19 protein-coding genes are annotated in these 23,497 nt (G+C 69.9%); 7 read left to right on the top strand and 12 right to left on the bottom strand.

Features of this window, described 5'->3' with window-relative positions:
- Positions 1-40 precede the first annotated feature (40 nt).
- Positions 41-1,495, top strand: a complete 1,455-nt coding sequence (locus tag BFN33_RS11525) for an APC family permease (RefSeq protein ID WP_079140766.1) — start codon at positions 41-43, stop codon at positions 1,493-1,495.
- A 16-nt stretch (positions 1,496-1,511) separates the two neighbouring features.
- Here BFN33_RS11525 and BFN33_RS11520 read toward each other — a convergent pair whose 3' ends face one another.
- On the bottom strand, positions 1,512-2,075 hold the full coding sequence (locus tag BFN33_RS11520) for an MBL fold metallo-hydrolase (RefSeq protein WP_069759854.1): 564 nt from the start codon (positions 2,073-2,075) through the stop codon (positions 1,512-1,514).
- A 78-nt stretch (positions 2,076-2,153) separates the two neighbouring features.
- Positions 2,154-2,873, bottom strand: coding sequence for a FadR/GntR family transcriptional regulator (locus BFN33_RS11515; protein ID WP_069759853.1), 720 nt, complete (start codon positions 2,871-2,873; stop codon positions 2,154-2,156).
- Between the two features lie 321 nt (positions 2,874-3,194).
- Between BFN33_RS11515 and BFN33_RS11510 the strand changes: the two genes are divergently transcribed.
- Positions 3,195-5,423: an alpha-L-fucosidase gene (locus tag BFN33_RS11510; protein WP_069759852.1), complete on the top strand. Its 2,229-nt coding sequence runs from the start codon at positions 3,195-3,197 to the stop codon at positions 5,421-5,423.
- Positions 5,424-5,444: 21 nt separating this feature from the next.
- On the opposite strand, the gene BFN33_RS11505 is transcribed toward BFN33_RS11510, so the two are convergent.
- Entirely contained in the window at positions 5,445-6,713 is a 1,269-nt protein-coding gene (locus tag BFN33_RS11505; protein WP_069759851.1) for a cellulose binding domain-containing protein, read from the bottom strand.
- A gap of 62 nt (positions 6,714-6,775) precedes the next feature.
- A complete protein-coding gene (locus BFN33_RS11500; protein ID WP_069759850.1) occupies positions 6,776-8,422 on the bottom strand; it encodes an RICIN domain-containing protein in 1,647 nt (548 codons plus the stop codon).
- 384 nt (positions 8,423-8,806) lie between these two features.
- Between BFN33_RS11500 and BFN33_RS11495 the strand changes: the two genes are divergently transcribed.
- Together BFN33_RS11495 and BFN33_RS11490 are read left to right on the top strand one after the other, a co-directional pair.
- A complete protein-coding gene (locus BFN33_RS11495) occupies positions 8,807-10,405 on the top strand; it encodes a glycoside hydrolase 43 family protein (RefSeq protein ID WP_256122722.1) in 1,599 nt (532 codons plus the stop codon).
- A 55-nt stretch (positions 10,406-10,460) separates the two neighbouring features.
- Complete coding sequence (locus tag BFN33_RS11490) at positions 10,461-12,479, top strand: non-reducing end alpha-L-arabinofuranosidase family hydrolase (RefSeq protein WP_069759848.1); 2,019 nt, start codon at positions 10,461-10,463, stop codon at positions 12,477-12,479.
- Between the two features lie 74 nt (positions 12,480-12,553).
- Here the strand turns inward: BFN33_RS11490 and BFN33_RS53120 are convergent, their stop codons facing one another.
- The 3 genes from BFN33_RS53120 to BFN33_RS11480 form a co-directional block, all read right to left on the bottom strand.
- Entirely contained in the window at positions 12,554-12,703 is a 150-nt protein-coding gene (locus tag BFN33_RS53120) for a hypothetical protein (RefSeq protein WP_176742365.1), read from the bottom strand.
- A gap of 192 nt (positions 12,704-12,895) precedes the next feature.
- Entirely contained in the window at positions 12,896-13,420 is a 525-nt protein-coding gene (locus tag BFN33_RS11485) for a hypothetical protein (RefSeq protein WP_069759847.1), read from the bottom strand.
- A gap of 205 nt (positions 13,421-13,625) precedes the next feature.
- Positions 13,626-14,597: a YafY family protein gene (locus BFN33_RS11480; protein ID WP_069759846.1), complete on the bottom strand. Its 972-nt coding sequence runs from the start codon at positions 14,595-14,597 to the stop codon at positions 13,626-13,628.
- A 107-nt stretch (positions 14,598-14,704) separates the two neighbouring features.
- Between BFN33_RS11480 and BFN33_RS11475 the strand changes: the two genes are divergently transcribed.
- Positions 14,705-15,388, top strand: coding sequence for an alpha/beta fold hydrolase (locus tag BFN33_RS11475; protein ID WP_069759845.1), 684 nt, complete (start codon positions 14,705-14,707; stop codon positions 15,386-15,388).
- A 16-nt stretch (positions 15,389-15,404) separates the two neighbouring features.
- On the opposite strand, the gene BFN33_RS52620 is transcribed toward BFN33_RS11475, so the two are convergent.
- Entirely contained in the window at positions 15,405-15,689 is a 285-nt protein-coding gene (locus tag BFN33_RS52620) for a hypothetical protein (protein WP_141757962.1), read from the bottom strand.
- Between the two features lies 1 nt (position 15,690).
- Between BFN33_RS52620 and BFN33_RS11470 the strand changes: the two genes are divergently transcribed.
- Complete coding sequence (locus BFN33_RS11470; RefSeq protein WP_069759844.1) at positions 15,691-16,461, top strand: class I SAM-dependent methyltransferase; 771 nt, start codon at positions 15,691-15,693, stop codon at positions 16,459-16,461.
- A 26-nt stretch (positions 16,462-16,487) separates the two neighbouring features.
- Here BFN33_RS11470 and BFN33_RS11465 read toward each other — a convergent pair whose 3' ends face one another.
- The 4 genes from BFN33_RS11465 to BFN33_RS11450 form a co-directional block, all read right to left on the bottom strand.
- A complete protein-coding gene (locus tag BFN33_RS11465; RefSeq protein WP_069760233.1) occupies positions 16,488-17,189 on the bottom strand; it encodes a GAF and ANTAR domain-containing protein in 702 nt (233 codons plus the stop codon).
- Between the two features lie 305 nt (positions 17,190-17,494).
- Positions 17,495-18,505, bottom strand: a complete 1,011-nt coding sequence (locus tag BFN33_RS11460; protein ID WP_088245321.1) for a zinc-binding dehydrogenase — start codon at positions 18,503-18,505, stop codon at positions 17,495-17,497.
- 202 nt (positions 18,506-18,707) lie between these two features.
- The gene (locus BFN33_RS11455) at positions 18,708-18,950 is read right to left on the bottom strand and encodes an ABC transporter permease (protein ID WP_256122721.1); all 243 of its coding nucleotides are present in this window, start codon (positions 18,948-18,950) and stop codon (positions 18,708-18,710) included.
- 37 nt (positions 18,951-18,987) lie between these two features.
- Complete coding sequence (locus BFN33_RS11450) at positions 18,988-21,432, bottom strand: hypothetical protein (protein ID WP_069759842.1); 2,445 nt, start codon at positions 21,430-21,432, stop codon at positions 18,988-18,990.
- 296 nt (positions 21,433-21,728) lie between these two features.
- On the opposite strand from BFN33_RS11450, the gene BFN33_RS11445 reads away from it, so the two are divergent.
- Entirely contained in the window at positions 21,729-23,489 is a 1,761-nt protein-coding gene (locus BFN33_RS11445) for a serine/threonine-protein kinase (protein ID WP_069759841.1), read from the top strand.
- Positions 23,490-23,497: the final 8 nt, after the last annotated feature.

The following is a 23,497-nucleotide window of genomic DNA, read 5'->3' as shown; positions in this document are numbered from 1 at the left end:
CGCGTCTCACACCCTTCGCGCCTCACCCCCAGGAGCCCCCATGTCCGGTAGCCCACCACCCAACGGTGGTTTCGTGCGTCGTGTCGGCCTGTTCCAGGCCACGGCCATCAACATGAGCCAGATGTGCGGCATCGGCCCGTTCGTCACGATCCCGCTGATGGTCGCCGCGTTCGGCGGCCCGCAGGCGGTGGTCGGATTCGTCGCGGGCGCGGTCCTCGCGCTCGCGGACGGGCTGGTGTGGGCCGAACTGGGCGCGGCCATGCCCGGCTCCGGGGGCAGTTACGTCTATCTGCGCCAAGCCTTCCAGTACCGCACCGGCCGCCTGATGCCGTTCCTGTTCGTCTGGACGGCGATGCTCTTCATCCCGCTGATCATGTCCACCGGCGTGGTCGGCTTCGTCCAGTATCTGGGCTACCTCGCCCCCGACCTGGGACGGACCTCCGGCGACCTGATCGGCCTGGGCGTCATCGCCCTGGTCGTGATCCTGCTGTGGCGGGGCATCGAACACATCGCCCGCATCACGGCCGTGATGTGGGCGGTCATGATCGTCTCGGTACTGCTGGTCATCCTGGCCGCGGCGACCGACTTCAGCGCCCATCTCGCGTTCACCTACCCGGCACACGCCTTCGACCTGGGCAGCAACAGCTTCTGGATCGGGTTCGCGGGCGGACTGACCATCGGTATCTACGACTACCTCGGCTACAACACCACGGCCTACATGGGCGCCGAGATCAAGGACCCGGGCCGCAACCTGCCCCGTTCGATCGTCTTCTCCATCCTCGGCATCATGACGATCTACCTGCTCCTGCAGATCGGCACCCTGGGCGTGATCGACTGGCACCGCATGACGGACGCCAAGGACATCGCCTCCACCTCGGTGGCCTCGGCGGTGCTGGAGGAGACCTGGGGCAAGGGTGCCGCCGACACGGTCACCGTCCTGATCCTGATCACGGCCTTCGCCTCCGTCTTCACCGGTCTGCTGGGCGGCTCACGCGTGCCCTACGACGCGGCCCGCGACCGGGTCTTCTTCCGGCCCTACGCCAGGCTGCACCCCCGGCACCGTTTCCCGACCCTCGGCCTCGCGACGATGGGCGTGATCACGGCGATCGGCTTCCTGATCGGCCGCCACACCGACCTGGCGACCCTGATCCAGCTGCTCACGACGGTGATGGTCATCGTCCAGGCGCTGGCCCAGATCGTGGCGCTGAGCGTGCTGCGCAGGCGCCGGCCGACGATGAGGAGGCCGTACCGGATGTGGCTCTACCCGGTGCCGAGCATCATCGCCTTCGCCGGCTGGTGCGTGATCTACGGCTACGCGGACAAGAACTCGCCGGGCCGCCACCCCATCGAGTGGTCACTGGCGTGGCTGGCTCTCGGCTGTGTGGCGTACGTGCTCTGGGCGCGCTTCGAGAAGGTGTGGCCGTTCGGCCCGAAGGAGATCACGGAGGACTACCCGACGCCCGAGACGGCACCGGCGGAGCCGACCGGCGCGTGACCTCGCCGACCCGGGTTCAGAGGGGCGTGGACGAGGAGGGCACGAAGGGCTCTCCGTGTCCGGGCACGATCAGGGCAGGGCCGAGGGCAAGGACCTTCTCCCTGGCCGCCCGCAGCTGCTCGCGGTCGGGGGCGAAGGGGTCGTCGGCCGGTCCCTCGGCGGTCCACCACAGATGGGTCAGGACGACCAGCCCCTGGGCGGCCGTGACCAGGGTGCTGACGTCCTGCTCGGTGTGGCCGGGTGTCGTCATGAGCGTGATCGACGGCGAGAGCCGGAATCCGTCGGCGTCGCGGTCCTCCCAGATGTCGTCGCGGTAGACCGCCATGTGGTCGTGGAAGCGGGCTTCGGGGAACAGGGCCGCGTTCAGCGTGTGGTCCGGGTGGTGGTGGCTGAAGATCACGTCGGTGACGTCTTCCGGGCGCAGTCCGTGGTGCGTGAGCGGATCGAGGATGAGTCGGCGGTCCGCCACCATGCCCGGATCGACTACCGCGACCGTCGCACCGTCGACGAGCAGGGTGACGGTGCCGGCCACCCGCTCGTCGGCGTATCCGGTGGTCAGGACGTGGAAGGCGGCGGTCATCGGGGACTCCTCGGGCGAAGGGTGTGTCGGACGAACGGTCACCGGGGCGATGAGGACGGCGCGGGCGCCGCTCCCCCGTCAGCCCGCGGTCGTACCGGAGGGAAGCGCTTCGGCCGAGCGCAGGTGCTCTTTCAGCCACCGCTCGGTGTTGCTCACGTGCAGCAGTGCCGCCGCCTGGCTGAGAGCCGCGTCCCGTGCGGCCAGGGCCTCGAAGATCGCCTCGTGCTCGGCGAGGGTGCGGCCCGCCGCCCGTGTGTCGACCAGGCCGCGCCAGATCCGGGCACGCAGTGTGCGGCCGGAAATGCCCTCCAGGAGCGCCAGCAGGGACTCGTTGCCCGTGGCCGAGACAACTGCCCGATGGAAGGCCGCGTCATGGGCGTTGAGCCGTTCGACGTCGTCGCACGCCTCCCGCATGGCATCCAAGTGGCCTTTCACTTCGGCCAGTTGGTCGTCGGAGATGCGGGTGGCGGCAAGGGCTGTGGCGACCGGCTCGAGGAGCCGCCGTACCTCCATGAGGTCCTGGAGAGCGACCGAGTCGCCCTGCAGCAGTTCCACCGCACCACCGAGGCCCTCCAGGAGAAGGCTGGGCTGGAGACTGGTGACATAGGTGCCGTCGCCCCGCCGGACCTCCAGGACCCTGGCGACGGCCAGCGCCTTGACCGCTTCGCGGGCGAGGTTGCGGGACAGGCCCAGCTGGGCGGCGAGGTCCGGCTCCGGAGGGAGCTTGGACCCTGGAGGCAGGGCTCCGGTCCGGATCAGCTCACGGATCTGCTCGATCGCCTTGTCCGTCAGAGACACCGCGCATCCCTTCCTCCACGTCGCGCCCCGACCCGTGCCGCAGTCCGCATGCCAAAGGCGCCGCTGATGATACTGGGGTGCGTATGACCGAAAGGCGACGGCGCCGGCAGGCGGAGTTGGTTCCGAGGGTCTTACAGACCTCGGCGATCGCCGCAATACATGCGATGTCTGACCGGGTAAATCACGAAGGAAAACGCAATAAATAGGGCAACTCGCCTTGCCTGGCAACCGCTTTCATCCCTGCATACCGATTGACATCCCAGGGAGCCATGACAGACGGTCATGCTTAACAAGCGGCCCCCACGCCCCAGGGATGTCTCCATGTCGAGTTCCATCAGCAGACGCAACTTGCTGGCCGGTGCCACCTGCGTGGCGGCGGCCGTCGCCGGAGGCACGTTCGGCGCCGGTGTCGCCCAGGCGGCGCCCAGCACGTACACGCCCGACTGGAACTCGGTCGACCAGCACCCGCCGGCCCCGGAGTGGTTCCAGGACGCGAAGTTCGGCATCTACTTCCACTGGGGCGTCTTCAGCGTCCCCGCCTTCGACAACGAGTGGTACCCGCGCAACATGTACCAGGCCGGAAGCAACGCCAACCGGCATCACATCGCGACCTACGGCCAGCCGGCGACCTGGCCCTACCACAACTTCATCAACGGCGCGCGAGACCTGGCGGACCACACCGTGCAGTTCGCACCGAAGCTGAAGTCGGCCGGCGGGAAATTCGACCCGGACGAGTGGGTGCAGTTGTTCGTCGACGCCGGCGCCAGGTTCGCCGGCCCCGTCGCCGAGCACCATGACGGCTTTTCCATGTGGGACAGCCAGGTCAACGAGTGGAACTCGGTGAAGAAGGGCCCGGGCCTCGACCTCCTGCGGCTGTTCTCCACGGCGATCCGCGCCAAGGGCCTGAAGCTGCTGGTGGCCATGCACCACGCGTACCACTTCAACGGCTTCTACGAGTTCGCCCCCGCGCAGACGGACCCCAGCCTCAAGAAGTTCTACGGGCAACTGGGTTCCACCGCCGAGAACCAACTCTGGTACGACAAGCTCAAGGAGGTCATCGACCGCGCCCAGCCCGACATCCTCTGGCAGGACTTCAAGCTCGACGCCGTCGCGGAGACGCAGCGCCTGAACTTCCTCTCCTACTACTACAACCAGGCCGACAGCTGGGGCCGCGAGGTCGTCGCCACCTACAAGGACGGCATGAACGGCAAGGGCGAGGTCTTCGACTACGAACGCGGCGGCCCGGCCGACCTCACCACGCCGTACTGGCTGACCGACGACAGCATCTCCAGCAGCAGCTGGTGCTACACCCAGGGCATCGGCTACTACACCGTCCAGCAGATGCTGCACTCGCTCCTCGACCGGATCAGCAAGAACGGCAACATGCTGCTCAACATCGCGCCGATGGCCGACGGCACCATCCCCCAGGCGCAGAAGGACATCCTGCTCGGTATCGGAGACCACCTGAAGCGCTTCGGCGAGTCGGTGTACGCGACCCGCGCCTGGACGACGTACGGCGAGGGCCCGACGAAGATGGGCGGTGGCTCGTTCACCACCCCGCACGCCGGCACCGCGCAGGACATCCGCTTCACCCGCGACAAGGCCGGCAACGTCCTGTACGCCACCGTCCTGGGCTGGCCCGGCAACTCACTGACGATCAAGACCCTCGGCTCGGACCGGATCAACCTGTCGTCGCTGACCTCGGTCAAGCTCCTCGGTGCCACCGCCGGCACCTACATCGACCTGCCCACGCCGACCCAGAACGCCTCCGGCCTCACCGTCACCCTGCCGTCCGCGGCGCCGTACAGCGCCGACGCCTACGTGCTGAAGCTCGCCTTCTCCGGCGGGATCCCCCCGCTGCGGCCGCTCGCCGGCGCCGTCGTCTTCACGGACGTCGGCTACACCGGCAAGGCCGCCGTGCTCACCGTCGGCGACTACACCGCGGCGGACCTGAGCGCGGCCGGGGTGGGGCCCGGCACCGTCTCCTCCCTCCGGCCGGCCTCCGGCTACCAGGTGATCGGCTACTCCGGCGACGACTTCACCGGAACCGCGTGGACGTTCACGGCCGACAACCCCGACCTGAGGGTCACCGGCAACAACGACCGGATCACCTCGGTGAGGGTCCAGTTCAACCCGACGACGTACTTCCGGATCGTCAACGCCACCGACGGTCTCGCTCTGGACAGCGGTGGCGACGTGGCCTCCGGCTCCAACCTCAAGCAGTGGACCTGGGACGGCAGTTCGAACCTGCAGTGGCATGCGGAGGCTGTCGGAGACGGCTACTACAGGCTGGTCAACCGCACGAACGGCATGGTCGCCGACGGATGGGGCGCCACCGAGGACGGCTCCCCGGCCCGGCAGGCTCCCTGGAACGGCGGCACCAACCAGCAGTGGACGATCACCCACCGGGGCGGCGACCGCTATTCGATCGCCAACCGCACCACCGGTCTGGTCCTCGACGGTGGCGGCGACGTCGCCTCGGGCTCCGTCACCAAGCAATGGACCTACGGCAGCAGCGCCAACCTGCTGTGGACCTTCACGGCGGTGTAGTCGCCCCCCGCGGTCGGTTCCTCAACTCCCCACTACGGCGCAGGCGTTGCCGTTGAGGGTGTAGGAGCCCGGCGCGGCCGTGTCGCCGGTGTGGACGGCCTGGAAGCCGATGCCGACCGAGGCGCCCGGCGCGATGGTGGCGTTGTGGGAGAGGTTCCTGGCCGTGACCTGGCCGGAGGCGGGTGAGTAGTCCGCGTTCCAGCCGGAGGTGATGGCCTGGCCGCCGGGCAGGGTGAAGACCAGGGACCAGCCGTCGATCGCGGTGGTGCCGGTGTTGGTGATGGTGATGTTCGAGGTCAGGCCGCTGTTCCACGCGCTGACGGTGTCGGTGACCCGGCAGGTGGCGGTGCCCGGTGACGGGTCGGAGGTCTGGAACTGCGTGAAGAACTTCCACACCTCTCCCGGCACCCATGTCCTGCCGCTGTCACCGGGGGCACCGTCCTGTGGAGCGGCGATGTGTCCCTCGTCGAACACGGCCCAGGCGACCGGATGTCCGGTCGAGCAGCCCGAGTAGGTGGTGACCCGGTGCGTCAGGCTGCCCTGGGCGGGTTCGGGCGGGTTCTGGGGGGTGCAGCCGTTGTTCCTGACGAACGTGTCCCGCATCGCCCGTCCGCCGGAGATGGCGAGGACGTTGTCCCTGAGGCCGTGCACTCCGAGGTAGGCGATGGGCTGGGTTCCGCCGCTGCATCCGCTGAGCTGCCCGCCGCTCTGCACCGCGACCGCGCGGAAGACCGTCGCGCGGGAGCATGCGAGGGCGTACGACATGGCGGCGCCGTAGCTGAAGCCGAGGGCGAAGCGCTGGGTGGTGTCGACGCACAGGTCCGCCTCGATCCGCCGGAGGATGTCGTCGACGAAGGCGACGTCCTCTCCGCCGGAGTTGGCCCAGCCGTTGTTGAGGCCTTGTGGTGCCACGAAGACGGCGCTGTTGTTCGCCAGTCGCTGCAGCCCGTAGTAGGCCCAGGTGCCCGTTTCCACCGTGCGGCCGGTGGCGACGTCGGTGGAGGTGCCGCCCAGCCAGTGGAATCCGAGGACCAGCCGGTAGGCGTGATCGCGGTCGTAGCCGTCCGGGATCTTCAGGATGAAGCTGCGGTTCTTGCCGCCGCTCTGGATCGTGTACGTACCGCTGGTCAGCGTGGGGGCCTTGCCGCATCCCGCGGTCGGGGCGGCTGTTGCGGAGGCGGTGAGCGCGGCGTTCTCGCCGCGGCCGGCGGCCAGTGCCGAGCCTCCCGTGGCCAGCACGAGCAGCACCGCCACAACGGCGTGCCATAAGCGGAACCGTGCGCTTGTCATCGTGCGACTCCCCTTGTCCGGTCGGTGCTTTCCTGGTGGTGGAACAGGAGCGCGACGTCCCTTCACGCGCGGGTCCACTTCTGGCCGGCCTGCCCGGTGCAGGTCCACAGGACCAGCGGCGTTCCGTTGGCGGTGCCTGACTGGTCGGCGTCGAGGCACAGCCCGGCGTGGACGTTGCGGATCGTCCCGTCGGAGCCGATGGTCCACTTCTGGTTGTCCTGGCCGTTGCAGGGCCAGGTGATGACACGGGTGCCGTTGGAGGTGCCCTGGTCGTAGGCGTCCAGGCACTTGTCGCCGTAGACACGGATCTCGCCGCCGGCCCATGTGGTCCACAGCTGGTTGGCGGCCGTGTGGCAGTCCCAGAGCAGTGCGGTGGCTCCGGCCACGGTGGAGGCGTTGTCCACGTCCAGGCAGCGGGCGGAGGCGTTGCCGCGCAGTCGCGAGGTGGTGGCGGCCACCGGGCTGCCACCGGTCACCCGGAACACGGCCACGCCGTGCGCGGGGACGCTCGCCGAGATCTGCCCGGACGTGCCGGCGGTACCGCCGGTCCACAGGTCCGTCAGGGTGAACGCCCCTCCGGACAGCCCGACTTGCGCGGCCGTGGTGGTGATGTTCGCGGTGCCGCCTCCCCGATTGAACAGGCCCACGGCGACCGAGCCGTCGGACAGGGGCTTGGCGAACACCTCGGTGCTGCCGTCGTCGCGCACCCTGCGCCCGCCGGCGCCCAGCGGATCCTGGTTCACCGCCAGCAGCCGCGGGTTGCGCAGGATGGCGCTCACGTCGGCGGACATGGTGCGGATGTCGTTGCCGGCCATGAGCGGTGCGGCCAGCAGCGCCCACAGGGCGAAGTGGGAGCGGGACTCGGTGAGCGACAGGCCGGGGCGGCCCACGACCAGCATGTCGGGGTCGTTCCAGTGTCCCGGGCCGGACTGGGCCGCCAACGGCGCGGTGATGTCCAGGACGTTGCCGACGCCCATCGGGTAGCTGTTGGTGTTGCCGTTCTGCCAGATGTCGAGCAGGTCTTCGGTCGTCCGCCACAGGTCGGCGACCTCTCCCCAGTTGTACGTGGCGCCGGTGATGGCGTGGAAGCTGTTGGGGTTGATGCTGTAGACGATCGGCCGTCCGGTGGCTCGCAGGGCGTCACGCATCAGCGAGAAGCGCGCGACCTGCTCGTCGCGGGTGCCGCTGGAGGAGCACCAGTCGTACTTGAGGTAGTCGACGCCCCACGAGGCGAACGTCGCGGCGTCCTGGGCCTCGTGCCCCCTGCTGCCCGTCGATCCCGGATAGGCGCCGCTGGTCTGCGCGCAGGTGCGCTCGCCCGGCACCTGGTAGATGCCGAACTTCAGGCCCTTGCCGTGGATGTAGTCCCCGAGCGCCTTCATCCCGCTCGGGAACTTGGCCGGACTGGCCCGCAGGTTGCCTGCCGCGTCACGCTGCGGGTCGAACCAGCAGTCGTCGACCACCACGTACCGGTAACCGGCGTCCCGCATGCCCGAGGAGACCATCGCGTCGGCGGCCTGGCGGACCTGTGCCTCGGTGATCCCGCACCCGAAGCTGTTCCAGCTGTTCCAGCCCAGGGGCGGGGTGAGTGCGGGGCTGCCGGGAGCGGCCGAAGCGGTGGAGTGGGCGGAAGCCGTCAGGGACGCGGTGACGGCCAGCGCGGTGGCCGCGAGGACGCGGAGCAGTCGTCTGCCTGAGGGTCGGGGCACCGGTGACTCCTTCCAAGACAGTGGATGAAACCACGCTGACTGGTCTCATATCAGGTACATGACATCCATCTGCAGTTCGAAATTTCGGTCGAGTTTCGGATCGTCGGCTGTACGGATGCTAGGGAGGATCCCGTGCATGTCAACACCTGACGGGCCGCCTCCCGTTCACCTCGGCGTACCCGGAGGGCCCAGATCCTCGAAACCTTTCGGCCTCAACAGCGAATCCTGCGAGAGGCATTGACGGGATGTGTCAGGCACATATCATCCTGGTTGCTCGACGCGTCAGTCGACGTTCGCACTCTCGAACGAGCAGGACAGCCCCGCCCCCACAGCGCTCCCTCGCAGAGAGAACGACACATGGATATGTCATGTCCTCGCCAATTCATGGATCGCCGCCAGGCGCTGACCGCCACCGGCGGCCTGGTCGCCGGTGGCTTCCTGTCTCTGGTGGGACCCTCCCCCATCGCCGCTTCCGCGGCCCCCGCGCAGTACACGAACCCGGTGATCTGGCAGGACTTCGCGGACATCGACGTCATCCGCGTCGGCGGCACCTACTACGCCTCTGCCTCGACGATGCACTACTCACCGGGCGCACCCGTCCTGCGTTCGTACGACCTGGTGAACTGGGAGATCGCCGGTCACTCGGTGCCCGTCCTGGACTTCGGCGCCAAGTACGACCTGAACGGCGCCCGCGGCTACGTCAGAGGGATCTGGGCGTCCTCACTGGCCTACCGTCCGAGCAACAGGACGTTCTACTGGCTCGGCCAGATCGACTTCGCCAGGACATACGTCTACACCGCCACCGCCGCCGAGGGGCCGTGGAGCAGACTGACGACGATCAGCACCCCGTACTACGACGCGGGCCTGCTCGTCGACACCGACGACACCTTGTACGTGGCGTACGGCAACACCACCATCAGCGTGGCCCAGCTCTCACCCGACGGCCGCGACCAGGTCCGCACCCAGCAGGTGTTCACCACACCGTCAAGTGTCGGCACCCTGGAGGGCTCCCGCTTCTACAAGATCAACGGGCAGTACTACATCTTCCTGACCCGCCCTGCCAACGGCCAGTACATCCTGAAGTCGTCGGGCGGCCCCTTCGGTCCGTACACGATGCGACAGGTCCTCCTCGACCTGCGCGGGCCGATCTCCGGCGGCGGTGTCCCGCACCAGGGCGGGCTGGTGCAGACCCAGGGTGGCGCCTGGTACTACATGGCCTTCGTGGACGCCTACCCCGGCGGCCGGGTACCGGTCCTCGCACCGGTCGGCTGGACCTCGGACGGCTGGCCCGTCGTCCAACTGGTGAACGGCGCCTGGGGCGCGTCGTATCCCGGCCCCGCCGTGCCCACCCCGCCCCGCCAGGTCACCCCCATGACCGGCGTGGACACCTTCGACCACACGGCCCTCAATCCGAGGTGGGAGTGGAACCACAACCCGGACAACACCAAGTGGTCGGCCGGCAACGGCCTGACCCTGCGGACCGCGACCGTCACCAACGACCTGTACTGGGCCCGCAACACGCTCACCCACCGCATCCAGGGACCCACCTCCACCGCCACGGTCCGGATCGACCACTCGGCGATGCGCGACGGCGACCGGGCAGGACTCGCGCTGCTGCGTGACTCCTCCGCGTGGATCGGCCTCAGGCGCGACGGCGGGACGACCCGGGTGGCGATGGTCAACGGGCTCACCATGGACGGCAGTTGGAACACCACCGGCACCGGCTCCGAACTCGCGAGCGCGCCGCTGTCCCAGGGCGTCATCTGGCTGCGGGCGAGCGCGGACATCCGCCCGGGCGCGGCACGCACCGCAACCTTTTCCTACAGCACCGATGGCACCACCTTCACCCGGCTCGGGCCCCCCTTGTCCCTGGGAAACGACTGGCGTTTCTTCATGGGCCACCGATTCGCCCTCTTCAACCACGCCACCCAGGCACTCGGCGGTGCGGTCCGCGTCCTGCGGTTCGAACTGTCGACGCCCTGATCCCATCCCTCCGATCGCACGGCGCAACCCCCCACCCGACCGTACGAGGAGAACCATGAACCCGCTGAAGCGGCTCGGCCGTCGCCGAGCCTCGGTGTTATCCCTGCTGGCCGTGGCCGCCCTGGTCACCCCCGGCGCCGCGAGCGCCGCGCCCGACGACGTCCGCGCCTCCACGCTGGGCGCCCAGGCGGCCCAGTCCGGACGGTACTTCGGTGCCGCCGTGGCCGCCGGACGGCTCGGCGACGGCACGTACACCGGGATCCTGGACCGTGAGTTCAACTCGGTCACGCCCGAGAACGAGATGAAGTGGGACACGGTCGAGCGCTCCCGCGGCTCGTTCAACTTCGGCCCCGGCGACCAGATCGCCAACCGGGCCGCGGCGCACGGGCAGCGCCTGCGCGGACACACCCTGGTCTGGCACCAGCAACTGCCCGGCTGGGTCAGCTCCATCAGGGACGCCAACACCCTGCGCAGTGTGATGAACAACCACATCACGCAGGTGGCGAACCACTACCGGGGCAAGGTCTACGCCTGGGACGTGGTCAACGAGGCCTTCGCCGACGGCGGCAGCGGCCAGATGCGCAGCTCGGTCTTCCGGGACGTACTGGGCACCGGCTTCGTCGAGGAGGCCTTCCGGACCGCGCGGTCGGCCGACCCGTCGGCCAAGCTCTGCTACAACGACTACAACATCGAGAACTGGAGCGACGCCAAGACCCAGGGCGTCTACCGCATGGTGCGCGACTTCAAGGCGCGTGGCGTGCCCATCGACTGCGTCGGCCTCCAGTCCCACTTCGGAGCCGGCGGACCGCCGGCCGGCTTCCAGACGACCCTGTCGAACTTCGCCGCGCTCGGCGTGGACGTCCAGATCACCGAACTGGACATCGCGCAGGCGTCGACAGCCGCGTACGCGAACACGGTGAGGGCGTGCATGAACGTGGCGCGCTGCACCGGCATCACCGTCTGGGGCATCCGCGACAGCGACTCCTGGCGCAGCGGCGAGAACCCGCTGCTCTTCGACCGCAACGGCAACAAGAAGCCCGCCTACCAGTCGACGCTCACGGCGTTGGGCGGCAGCGCCGCGGCACCGCGGACGGGCTCCCGTACACCCCGGTCCGCCGCGGCACTCCCCTCGTCCTTCCGCTGGAGTTCGAGCGGCCCGCTGATCGCGCCGAAGCCGGACTCCACGCACAACATCGCGGGGATCAAGGACCCGTCGGTCGTCTACTACAACGGCAAGTACCACCTGTTCGCGAGCACCGCGAGCTCGGCCGGGTACAACCTGGTGTACCTGAGCTTCTCCGACTGGTCCCAAGCGGGCTCGGCCACGCACCACTACCTGGACCGCACCGCAATCGGCGCCGGGTACCGGGCCGCGCCCCAGGTCTTCTACAACACACAGCAGCGCCTGTGGTACCTCGTCTACCAGACCGGCAACGCCTCGTACTCGACGAACCCCGACATCAGCAACCCCAACGGGTGGAGCGCACCGCGCAACTTCTACTCGTCGATGCCGGACATCATCAGGCAGAACATCGGCAACGGCTACTGGGTCGACATGTGGGTGATCTGCGACAGCGCCAACTGCTATCTGTTCTCCTCCGACGACAACGGCCACCTCTACCGCTCCCAGACCACTGCCGGACAGTTCCCGAACGGGTTCACCAACACCGTCATCGCGGCGCAGGACTCCAAGTACGCCCTGTTCGAGGCGAGCAACGTGTACAAGGTGCAGGGCAGCAACCAGTACCTGCTCCTCGTCGAGGCCATCGGCTCGGACGGCCGGCGCTACTTCCGCTCCTGGACCGCGAGCAGCCTCGCCGGCTCCTGGTCACCCCTGGCCGCGTCCGAGAGCAACCCGTTCGCGAAGTCGGGCAACGTGACGTTCCCCGCCGGTGGCTGGACCCGGGACATCAGTCACGGTGAGATGATCCGCGCGGGCTACGACCAGACGCTCACCATCCCGGCCTGCAAGCTCCAGTACCTGTACCAGGGGAAGGACCCCAACGCCGGCGGCGACTACAACAACCTGCCGTGGCGGCTGGGCCTGCTCACCCAGAGCAACTCGACCTGTTGAAAGTGTGGGCCCCGCATGGTGTGCGGGGCCCATCGGGGTGAGGCGCGGTACGGGTCGTGGCCCCGCACGTCGATTCAGTGGCCCCGTCCCCGGAGCCTGCCGAGCAGCTGCCGGGCCTGGGCTCGGCGACGCGGATCGGCCGAGGCACGGCGCACCTGCTCGGCGGCGCGGCGTCCCTGCGGGCTCCTGCTGAACTGCTTGATCTTCTCCAACATGCCAGGCACGACTGTCCTCCTGAGAAGGTCGACGACAACTCCTGCACGACAAGGCCTTCGTACAGACGCGATTACCCCGCACCCGCCGTCCCACCCCTGTCGCCGCCCCGTGCGAAACGGCTCCGGCACGACAGGGGCCACGCCGAGAGGGGCCGGCTGCTCCCGGAGGAGGAGACCGGCCCCTGCGTCGAGCGGACGGGATCAGCTCAGGCCGAGGTCCGACAGGGCGGTCGTCCAGTCCGTGACGATCGCGTCCTGTGCGTCGGCGAGGGTGACAGTGCCGGCGCAGACGGCCTTCTTGAGCTTGTTCTCGACGGTGTCCTTGTTGGCGGCGGTCTTGGTGCCGTACTCCGGCTCGGGCCAGAGGTTCAGCGCACTCTTGGGAGAACCGCCGAGTTCCAGGGGGACGAAGTGGTCCTCCTCGTAGTCCGAGGTGCTGGTGTCCGTGTAGCCGTACTCGACGATCTGTGTCTTCTTCAGCGCGGTGGTGTAGGAGCTGGACGGCCGGACGGTCGCGGTCCACCCGGAGACGCAGATGGTGGAGCCGATGGTGGACTGGGTGACGTCCGGGTTGAAGTCGCCGGGCTGGCAACTCGGGTCGGGCAGGGGGAGGTAGTCCTGGCTGCAGCTCTGGGCGTGCGCGGTGCCGGCTGCGACCGTGAGTCCGGCGGCGGCGAGGGCCAGGGAGGAGAGAGCGGTGACCAGGGAGCGGGATATTCGGGGCATGGGGGGTCTCCCGGAGGGGTGCCCGGCAGGAGTTCCGGGCGGTCGTGAGCATGACAGCATCCGAGTCGTCTATGCGGGTAGACCCTTTTGCCGGTCACGGAGAACCCTTTCTTGAATGTTTGATTACGACGGGACTGACGGAGAGCAAGTCATGGCCAGGACTTGGTTTTCGGGCCTCGCAGGAGGACTTGTTCGCGAGGAACGCTCAGGGCTCGTCCGTCACGGCGGCGGTGAAACGCGCGGCGAGTGCCTGCACCGCCGCGCGCAGTTCCTGCCCGCCCTCGACACGGAAGGCGAGCGGCAGCTGAGCCAGCCACTCCTGCGCGTACATCGTGGGGTTCCTCGTGCTGCCGACGAGCACGCACCCGTCATCCGAGGGTTCTAGCCGTCCCATGGGCGGACGGATCGACGGCAGCACCTCGGACATCGGGGCGTCGAACACCACCCGGGTGGGAAACTCCCACCCCGTGCCCAGGTTCTCCTCCAGCGTCGCCACCGGGTCGAGGCCGTCGGGCACCTCGAAACCGTGGGTGGTCTGCCGGACCGCGCGGACCCGGTCGATCCGGTATGTGCGGATCGCGTCCGCGCGATGGGAGTGGCACAGGAGGTACCAGCGGCCGTAGCGGACGACGACCGCCCAGGGGTCCACCTCGGCCTCCCACTCGCTGCCGGACTCGCTGCGGTAGGTGACCAGCACGCGGCGTCGCACCGCGCTCGCCGCGACGAGCGTGCTCGTGAGGGCGGGATCCGGACGGGACGCGTGCCGGTCGGGCGCCGCCGACGCGTGCTCGCGCAGGGCGGCCGCCTGCCGGCCGACGCTCTCCGGGAGTGCCCGGATGACCTTGCCCAGGGCGGCACCGACGAGGTCGTCGGCACCGGGGTCGGCGGCCGCCGGCTGACCGTCGAGGACCGCCATGACCAGGCCCAGCGCCTCGGGCTCCGTGAAGACGACCGGAGGCAGCCGCGCCCCGCGCCCCAGTCGGTAGCCGCCGTAGGGGCCCCGGGCCGAGTGCACGGGGATGCCTGCCTCGCGGAGGATTCCGACGTACCGGCGCGCGGCCCGTTCCGTGACACCCAGGGACGCGGCGAGCTCGTCGGCCGTCACCCCCGCGGTGCGGGACTGGAGGATCTCGAGGGTGCGCAGGGCTCGCGCGGTGGGGCTGAGCTCGGTCGGCACCCGAGCAGATTAGGCGGTCACGAGACATACCGGAAGTGGATTGTCCGGAACCGGTCGTAGCGTGAGGGCACCGACCTCACGGGCTTCACGGGAAAGAGAACTGATCCATGGACATCCTGCTCATCGCCGGCCTGTGGCTCGACGGATCCGCCTGGGACGACGTCGTGCCCGCGCTCGAGGAACTCGGCCACCGCCCCGTGGCGCTCACCCTCCCCGGTCAGGGTGACGGAGCTGAGTCCGCCACGCTGGAGGACCAGGTGGCGACCGTGCTCGCCGCCGTGGACGCGGCGCCGGACAGGCCCATGGTGGTCGGGCACTCCGCCGCCTGCACCCTGGCCTGGCTCGCCGCCGACGCGCGGCCGGAGCGGGTCGCCAAGGCGGCCCTCATCGGAGGCTTCCCGTCCGCCGACGGGCAGCCGTACGCCGACCTCTTCGAGACCGAGGACGGCGTGATGCCCTTCCCGGGCTGGGGCCCGTTCGAAGGACCGGACTCCGCCGACCTCGACGAGGAGACACGCAGTCGCATTGCCGCGGCGGCGATCCCCGTGCCCGAGAGGGTGGCCAAGGGTACGGTGCGGCTGAAGGACGAGCGGAGGTTCGACGTCCCGATGCTGCTCATCTGCCCCGAGTTCACCCCCGCCCAGGCCCGGGAGTGGATCGACGCCGGCGACGTGCCCGAGGCCGGTCGCACCAGGCATCTGGACTTCGTCGACATCGACTCGGGCCACTGGCCGATGTTCACCAAGCCGGTCGAACTCGCCCGGCTGCTGGCTGCGGCGGCCGATGCCTGAGCCCTGGCCGCACCGTTCAGCGGCCGGGCGTGCCGGTCCGGGCCGCCGGATTCCCGGGCACCGCCGCGCCGGTCCGCCGTGCTGCACGACTCGACGGCTCCTCCCGGCCCATCTCGATCGCCCTGACCAGCGCGCCGAGGTCGTCGGCTCCCTCGCCGCACCGCGCCAGGGCCGGATGACCTCGTACGACATCGCCGTAGAGCTGCCACTCGGTGTCGATCCCGGACCGTACGCGCGAGCGGGCGCAAGGTGGTGGTTGCCGGCGCTCCGCGACGGCCCCGCGGCGTGAGGAGACGGTCACCTTGTTCGACTACGACTCGGAGCTCGCTCGCTATCACGAGCGACTGCTGGAAGCCCTCTGCATTCGTCCCGGCGATCGTGTCCTCGACATCGGCTGCGGCACCGGCCGGACCACCCGGGACGCGGCCCGCGCGGCGTCGCCCGGCAGCGCGCTCGGCATCGACGTGTCGGGTCCCATGCTGGCGCGGGCCCGCCGGCAGACCGAGACGGAGGGGCTCCGCACTGTCGATTTCGTGCAGGGCGACGCCCAGGCCCATCCGTTCCCGCCGGAGTACTTCAGTCTGGGCGTCAGTCGGTTCGGCACGATGTTCTTCTCCGACCCGGTGGTCGCGTTCGCCAACATCGGGCGGGCCCTGCGTCCGGGTGCGCGCTTCGTGCAGCTGGTCTGGCAGGCCGCCGACCGCCAGGAATGGCATACCGCGATCCGGGAGGCGCTGACCGGCGGGCACGCGTCAACGTCGTCCGCCTCGACGGCCGACGGCCCCTTCACGCTGGCCGACCCGGACGTCGTGGCCGGGATTCTCACCGCGGCCGGCTTCACGGCGGTGGACGTCGTCGACGTACGCGAGCCGGTGCGATACGGCCCGGATGCAGACAGCGCGCGTGCTGCCGTACTCCAGCTGCGCATGGCGAAGGAATGGGTCGCCGAACTGGATGCCGCGTCCGCCGAACGCGCCCTCGACCGGCTGTGCGCGACTCTCGACGCGCACGACACCGGCGACGGCGTCTGGTTCGACTCCCGCGCCTGGCTGGTCAGCGCGCGCCGACGTTGACCGTCCGCGAGCGGACGCGGGAGCGGTCAGGCCTGGGCGGCGCGGTTGCCGCGGACCCGCTGGGCGACGTCGCGCAGCTTGATGTTGTGCTGCTGCGAGATGCGGCGCAGCACGTTGAAGGCCTCGTCCTCGCTCAGCTTGTGGCGTTCCATCAGGATGCCCATGGCCTCACCGATGGCGTGCCGGGTCTTCATGGCGTCCTCGAGCTGGTCGATGGTGCGGGCGTCGGCCAGGGCGACGGCGGCGTGCGAGGCCAGCATCCAGCCGGCGGTCTCTATGTCCTTGCCGAAGGCGCCCGGGCGGCGGGAGTACAGGTTCAGCGCGCCGAAGTCCTCGTCGTGGGTGTAGAGCAGCACGCCGGTCATGCTGCCGATACCCAGATCGCGGGCCGCCACGGCGAACCGGGGCCAAGCAGGCTGCGGCTCGGTGATGTCCCCGATCCGGAACACCCGCTCCCCGTCCCCGCCGGTGGCCCGGGCGGCGAGATCGAAGCACGGGCCCTCCGCCAGCTCACCCTGCAGGCGGTCGGATGCTTCCACCCCGTCGCCGCACGAGGACAACGTGACCGCCCGGCCCTTGCGGACCGCCAGGATCCCGGCCGCGTCACAGCCGTCCACCAGTCGCACCGCCGACGCCGCGATCTCGTCCAGTGTCCCCTGCACCGACTCCTGCGCCAGCAACGTCCGCGCGAGCTGGGCCATCGCCTCAGCGAATTCCCGCCACTCCACCGCCACCACCCACCTCGCCCCTCGGTGCGGCCCACCCTACCGCCGACCCACACTCCACCATCGGCCGAACCGGCCTCGCCGGCCCACGCCCCGGCGTGGGCGGCGTGACGGGCACACCTGAGCGCGGCCTCTCCGGCTCGTTGGCAGAACCGGAGAAGCCTGGCCGGAGCGGCCCCCATGGGGTACGCCGCCACACCCGGCCTGTCCTTCTAGTCCCCACCCTTGACCACGCTACTCCTGCGCGATTCCGGTGCCGTCATGCCGTGAAGGGCGTGGGCCGACAGCCACCGGCCGTGATCGATTTTTCAACGGTCCTCATGTCGGACGCGGACGACGAGCTTGCCGGTGGCGCGGTCGTGTTCCATGTCGTCGTGGGCCCGCGGCACCTGCTCCAAGCCGTCGTAGACGCGGTCCACGGGGAAGGCCAGCCGCCCGGAGGCGACGGCGTCGAGGATCTCCTGGAAGGCCTCCCGAGGCAGGTCGGCGGCGTCCCCGAAGTAGCCGGCGAGGCGTACGCCCCTCGGCAGGTACTCGTTCGGGGAGAAGTCCCGGACCGTCCACTGGTTGGAGAGGCTGCCACCGAAGCAGGCCGTGCCGTGTACGCGTACCGCGCGCAGAGTGTCGGGCAGGGTCGGAGTGCCGACCAGGTCGAGGGCGGCGTCGACGCCGTGCGGGTACAGCTCGCGTACGGCGGGCGCGACCTCGCCGGTGTCGAGGAGGGGGTGGTCGACGCCGTGCTCCGACAGCAGCGCGAGGCGGTCGGCCCGCCGGGTGGTGGACAGCACTGTGGCACCGCGCCAGGTGGCCAGCGCGGCGGCTGCCAGGCCGACCGAGGAGGTGCCGCCGCGGATCAGCAGGGTCTGGCCGGGCCGCAGGTCCAGGCCGACGGTGAGCGAGCCGTAGGCGGTCTGCACCATCTCCGGCAGGGCGCCCAGCACCTCCCAGGGCAGGTCGGTGTCGACGGGGATGACCTGGGACAGCGGCACCGATGTGTACTCGGCGTAGCCGCCGTCGTAGGTGCGCCCCATGTCCCCCATCATCGCCACGACCTTCTGCCCGGGAGCCGGCCCACTGCCGGCCGGGGCCGCGTCGACGGTGCCGGCGACCTCGATGCCCGGCACCCGGGGAAAGCTGACGCCCTCGCTCAGGCCCAGCCGGAGCTTCAGCTCCGAGCGGTTGAGACCGAACGCCTCGACGCGGATCCGTACCCAGCCGTCCTTCTCGGGCGGGAGCGGGAGTGTGGTCAGCCGCAGGTTGTCCACGGGGCCGGGAGCGGAGAGCCGGACGGCGCGCATCGTGCTGGGCGAGGACGTCATGAGCCTGCTTTCTACCCGGAGGCGGAAGAGTCGGTCGGCGGTGGTCAACGTGCGGTCGCCTCGGGTTCATTCCCGACTCGCCCCGGGTTTCCGCCTGTTGAGGGCCGGCTGGCGGCGAAGTCCGTGCAGAGGGCTCGGCGGCGAGGTTCCGGACAGGATGTCCAAGCGCCGCGAACCGGAAACGTGGACGTGAAGCGCTGCGTCACTCGGTCGACAGGGTCCGCGCCCTGCGGTACTCGCCCCGCGCGAGCAGGGAGAACGTCAGCGTGGCGCACAGGGCCAGGGCGACGATCGCCCACTCCAGGGCGCCACTGTGCTGGTCGGGGTCGACTCCGAAGACTTCCTCGATCCAGTCGGGCCAGATCAGCGTCACCAGGAAGAGCAGTCCGCACAGACCGGCGGCCACCGCCTCGATCCGGCCCCGCCGCCGCATGTTTCGTGTCATCGCCGTCACCTTCGATGAGTGCCGAGTCGCGGCCCGGTCAGACCGTCGACAGGTCGATTCGGAACATGCCGCGGCCGTGCGTGGCGCTGACCAGCGTCTCGTCCATCCAGAACAGCTGGTCCACGGAGCAGTTGGCGGGCCCCTCGTTGGTCGGCGACCAGGTCGCTCCGCCGTCCTCGCTGGCGAAGAGCCCGACTTCCGTGCCGCAGTAGAGCAGTTCGGTACGGCGCGGATGGATGGCGACCGCCCTGACCGGAACGTCCGGCAGCGACTCGGCGAGCTGAATCCAGCGAGCGCCGCCGTCGTGGGTCACCCAGAGGTTGTCCGGTTCGAATCCGCCGAAGGCGACGAAAGCGGTCTCCAGGTCCCGCGGGTCGACGGTGACGCAGGTGCAGTAGCGGCTGGGACGCAAGCGGCTGGGCCCGGTCGCCCCGACACGCTCCCAGGCCGGTGTCGACGCCGTGCCGTTGACGGTGCGGAACAGCATGCCGTTGACGTGTCCCACCCAGATCAGGTCGGAGTTGCCGGGTGCCACCGTGACGGCACTGATCTTCGATCCGGCACTGGGTTTGACGGCCTGCCAACTCGGCCCGGACGCGGGTGTGTTGACCGCCTTGGCGTTGTTGGTCCGCCAGAGCGACAGACCGCCGGCGAGCAGCCGGTCGGAGTTGTCGGGGTCCAGCGCGAACGGGGCGATGAAGAGTGCCTGGTTGTTCTTCGCGTCCGGGATGTGGAAGGGCAGGGGCTTCCAGTCCCAGTCCTTGATGTCGTTGTTCCAGAACTGGCCGCTGATGTAGCGGTCGCCCTCGGTGTCGTCGCTGGTGCCGCCGTCGGTGTTGCGATGGATGTTCAGGAAGACGTACTCGCCGTAGAAGACATCGGGATCGTCCGGGTCGGCGGCGCACCAGCCCCCGTCGCCCCCGAAGATCTGCTGCCAGCCCTCGGTCCCCGTGGCGGGGTCGAAGCAGAGGGTGCCGTTGTCCTGTGCGCCACCGATGATCTTTCCGCTGAGCCGGTTGCCGGCTCCGGAGAAGAACTGGGTCACGCCGTAGTTGTTGTCCAGCTCGGTCCATCCGTTGACGAACGGGGCCTTCGGCTCGGTGCCGGTCCGCGCCAGGTCGGCCGCCGTGAAGACGCCGCCGTCGTTGCCGAAGAAGACCGTGCGGTTGTCGGTCCCGTCGTACCCGGGGTGCGAGACGATGGCATGGTGGTCGGCGTGCACCGACCGCCCGTCCCACCAGGTGCTGATCTCGGTGATGTGGTCGCCGCCGTCGGTGCTGCGCCACAGGTCGATGCCGCCGAGTACGACGAGGTTCTCGTCCGTCGGATCACCGGCCCACACGGCGTTGCCGTACCAGCCCTGGTCGCCGAGGTAGTCGGCCACGTGGCCGCTGTGGTCGAGGGTCTTGCGGAGGTGGTAGCTCCGGCCGCCGTCCGTGGAGCGCCAGATTCGGCCGCTGGTCATCTGGACCGAGGCGTAGACGACGGCGGGGTCCTTGGCCGCGTAGGCGAGTTCCACCCGGCCCGACCACGGCTTGCTCTCGTGTGTCGCCGTTTGCCAGGTCTGTCCGCCGTCGGAGCTGACGAAGGCCGCGCCCGCGTCCAGCGCGCCCGCCACGGCCCGCGTGTCGTCGGTGAGGTCGAAGAGGACGATGCCGACGGGGACGTCGAGGACCTGCGTCCACGTCTTGCGCTCGGCGTCGGCGCAGCGGAACAGGCCGGTCGTGGTGGCCGCGAGGACGACCTCGCCGGTGCGGGAGACCGCGATCCGGGTCACGGCACGGAAGTCCGCGGTCTGCGTGGCGGTGAGCGGCGCCCAGTCGACGCCGTCGGTGGTGCGGAAGACGCCGTTGCCGCGCAGGGCGTCGCTGTTGGAGAAGCCCTCGCCGGTGCCGACGTAGAGCGTCGTCGGGGTGCTCGGGTCCATGGTCAGGCAGGAGCAGGCCAGGTTGCCGAGGAAGTCGTCGACGGGCGCCCACCGCCGACCGCCGTCGAGGGAGTGCCACACCCCGCCGCCGGCGCTCGCGGCCCAGATCCTCAGCGGGTCCTGGGGGTGGATCGCGATGCCGCGGGTGCGGCCGCCGATGTTGCCCGGGCCGAGCCATTCCCACTCGGTGAGCTGCATCCCGGCCGTCGGGGTCGGGCCACCGGCGAGGCCGTCGCCGGACGGGCCGGTGGGGACGCCCGCGGTCCGGGCGGAAGGGGGTTCGCCGCTCTGCAGGCGCGCCCGCATCCGGTCGAGGGCGGTCCCCTGGGCGTGCGCGGGCACGGTGCCGTCGTCACCGCGTTCCTGTTCGAGCCTGAACAGCCGTCGGGCGTTGGGCAGATCGGGATGGTTCAGGCGGCGCAGTGCCCGCCGTATCGCGGCGTCCGGCAGTCCGAGGAGGGTCTCGTTCGTCGCGCCACGGCTCCTGCGCAGCAGCGGCACCTGTTCGATCCGGATGTTCTTGGCCCGTGCCAGCTGTGCGTCGGAGATGGTCATGATGCCCCCTGGGAGGACGCGTTGAGCTTGCCCCGCACACTGCTCGCTTTATGCGGATTCGACAATCACATCCGGGAAAGCGAGTGGATTAACTCCGCTTCGAGCCACTCGAGTTGTCAGGCTGCGGCCAAAGCCCGGGCAGTCGGCCCTACGTCCATCGTCACCCCGGGCGCCGGGGAGTGCCAACTCGACGGTCGCACGGTCGGCCGATTCCCTGAACGCCTGCACGGGCTGGGTTACGCTCATCACCCGCTGGGGGGAACTGGCGTGCATCGAACGTGACTTCGGGGGTTCTCTTGTCGGGACAGCGGCCGGCGTCGGCGGACGACGCGGCTGCCGCACTGCGGCAGACCGGTGCCTTACCACTGCGCCTCGGTGACCCGAGGCGCGTCGGACCCTATGCGCCGGTCGCGCTGCTCGGCAGCGGTGGGATGGGACGGGTCTATCTGGCGCGTCCCGCGGACGACAGCCCGGGCCTGGTCGCGGTGAAGGTGATCAGGCCGGAGTACGCGGAGGATCCGAGGTTCCGGCGCCGGTTCGAGCGCGAGGCAGCCGTGCACGCCCGCCTTCGTACACCGCACGCACCCCGACTGTGCGGCACGGGCTTCGAGGACGAGTTGCTGTGGATGGCCACGGAGTACCTGCCCGGCTTCGATCTGGCGGAAGCCGTCAAGGCGTACGGCGCCCTGGAGGCGGCCGCGGTCTGGCGGCTGGTGGCAGAGCTGGGGCAGGCACTCGCGGGTCTCGCCGTCGAGGAGATCGTGCACCGGGACCTGAAGCCGTCCAACGTGCTGCTGTCCGTCCGGGGCGCGCATGTGATCGACTTCGGTATCTCCAAGGCCGCCGACGCGAGCGCGATCACCGGCACGGGCAACCGGGTGGGGACCCCCGCCTACATGTCGCCCGAGCATCTGAGAGAGGGCCGGTCCGACACGGCGTCGGACGTGTTCTCGCTGGCCGGGACGCTGGTCTACGCGGCAACGGGGCGTGCGCCGTTCGGTGACGGCACCGGGGTCGACGTGATGCACCGGGTGGCGTACGAGGACCCGAACCCCGAGGTGGTCGGTGAGATCGCGGAGGCGGACGCGGAGCTCGGTTCGCTGCTGACCGCCTGCCTGGACAAGGAGCCCGCGCGGCGGCCCACTCCGCAGGAGCTGGTCGACGCCGGGCGGTCACGCCCCGTGCTGTCGACCTGGCCGGAGCCGCTGGGCGGCAAGGTACTCGCCCGGCAGCGGGCGTACGAGGCGCTGCACCGGCTGCCTGTCGAAGGCATCAGCGGTCTCCGGTCCCCGGGCGACCTGCTGCTGCCCCCGTCCGAACGGTTGCCGGCGCCTGCTCCGCCCGACGCGCGGGCACCGGAGAAGGACGACAGCTCCGCGGCCGTGCCCCCGCCCGTACAGCCGGGCCCGGTGGAAGTCCCGACCCGGAGCCGTAGGACAGCGTTATTGGTCGCCGCCGCGGGCGTCGCGATCTGCGTCGTGGCCGCCGTGGCCTTACTGCTCATCCGTCAAGATCCTCCCGCGTCCGCATCCCCGAAAGCCGGTGTCACCAGGGTGGACGGCACCGGCCCCCGCGACGCTTCCAGCGGTTCGGTGTCCCCGAGTACGAGTGGACTGACCCGCCCGGACGTCGACGGCGCCGTGGCGGAGAACCACGACACCAAGCCGGGAACCGCCTCGGCGGAGCCCGAGGCCTCGGGCTCCGCCGGCGACCAGGACGACAACGCAGTGCCTCCAGGTGACACTCCGTCCACCGTGCTCTCCCCCACGCCGTCCGCCGACAGCCCGTCCGCCGGGACCGACACCGCGCCCTGGCTCTCGGAGTGCACGTACTACGGCGGCAACGGACGCACCCGCCTCGGCGACAGCGGCAAACGCGTACAGCAGGTGCAGTGCATCCTGACTGAGCGTGGATACAGCGTCGGAAGCGCCGGTGTGGACGGTGAGTTCGGGTCGGGCACGGAGACCGCGGTCCGGGCCTTCCAGAGCGACCGGGGGTTGAACGCCGACGGCGTCGTCGCGCACGACACCTGGGTCGCCCTGCGCAGCGCCCAGTGACGATCCGG

Origin of the sequence: Streptomyces sp. LUP47B (assembly GCF_001746295.1) — a bacterium.
GTDB lineage: Bacteria > Actinomycetota > Actinomycetes > Streptomycetales > Streptomycetaceae > Streptomyces.
Note: the sequence above shows the minus strand (reverse complement) of the source record. Positions and strands in the feature narration are given on the sequence as shown.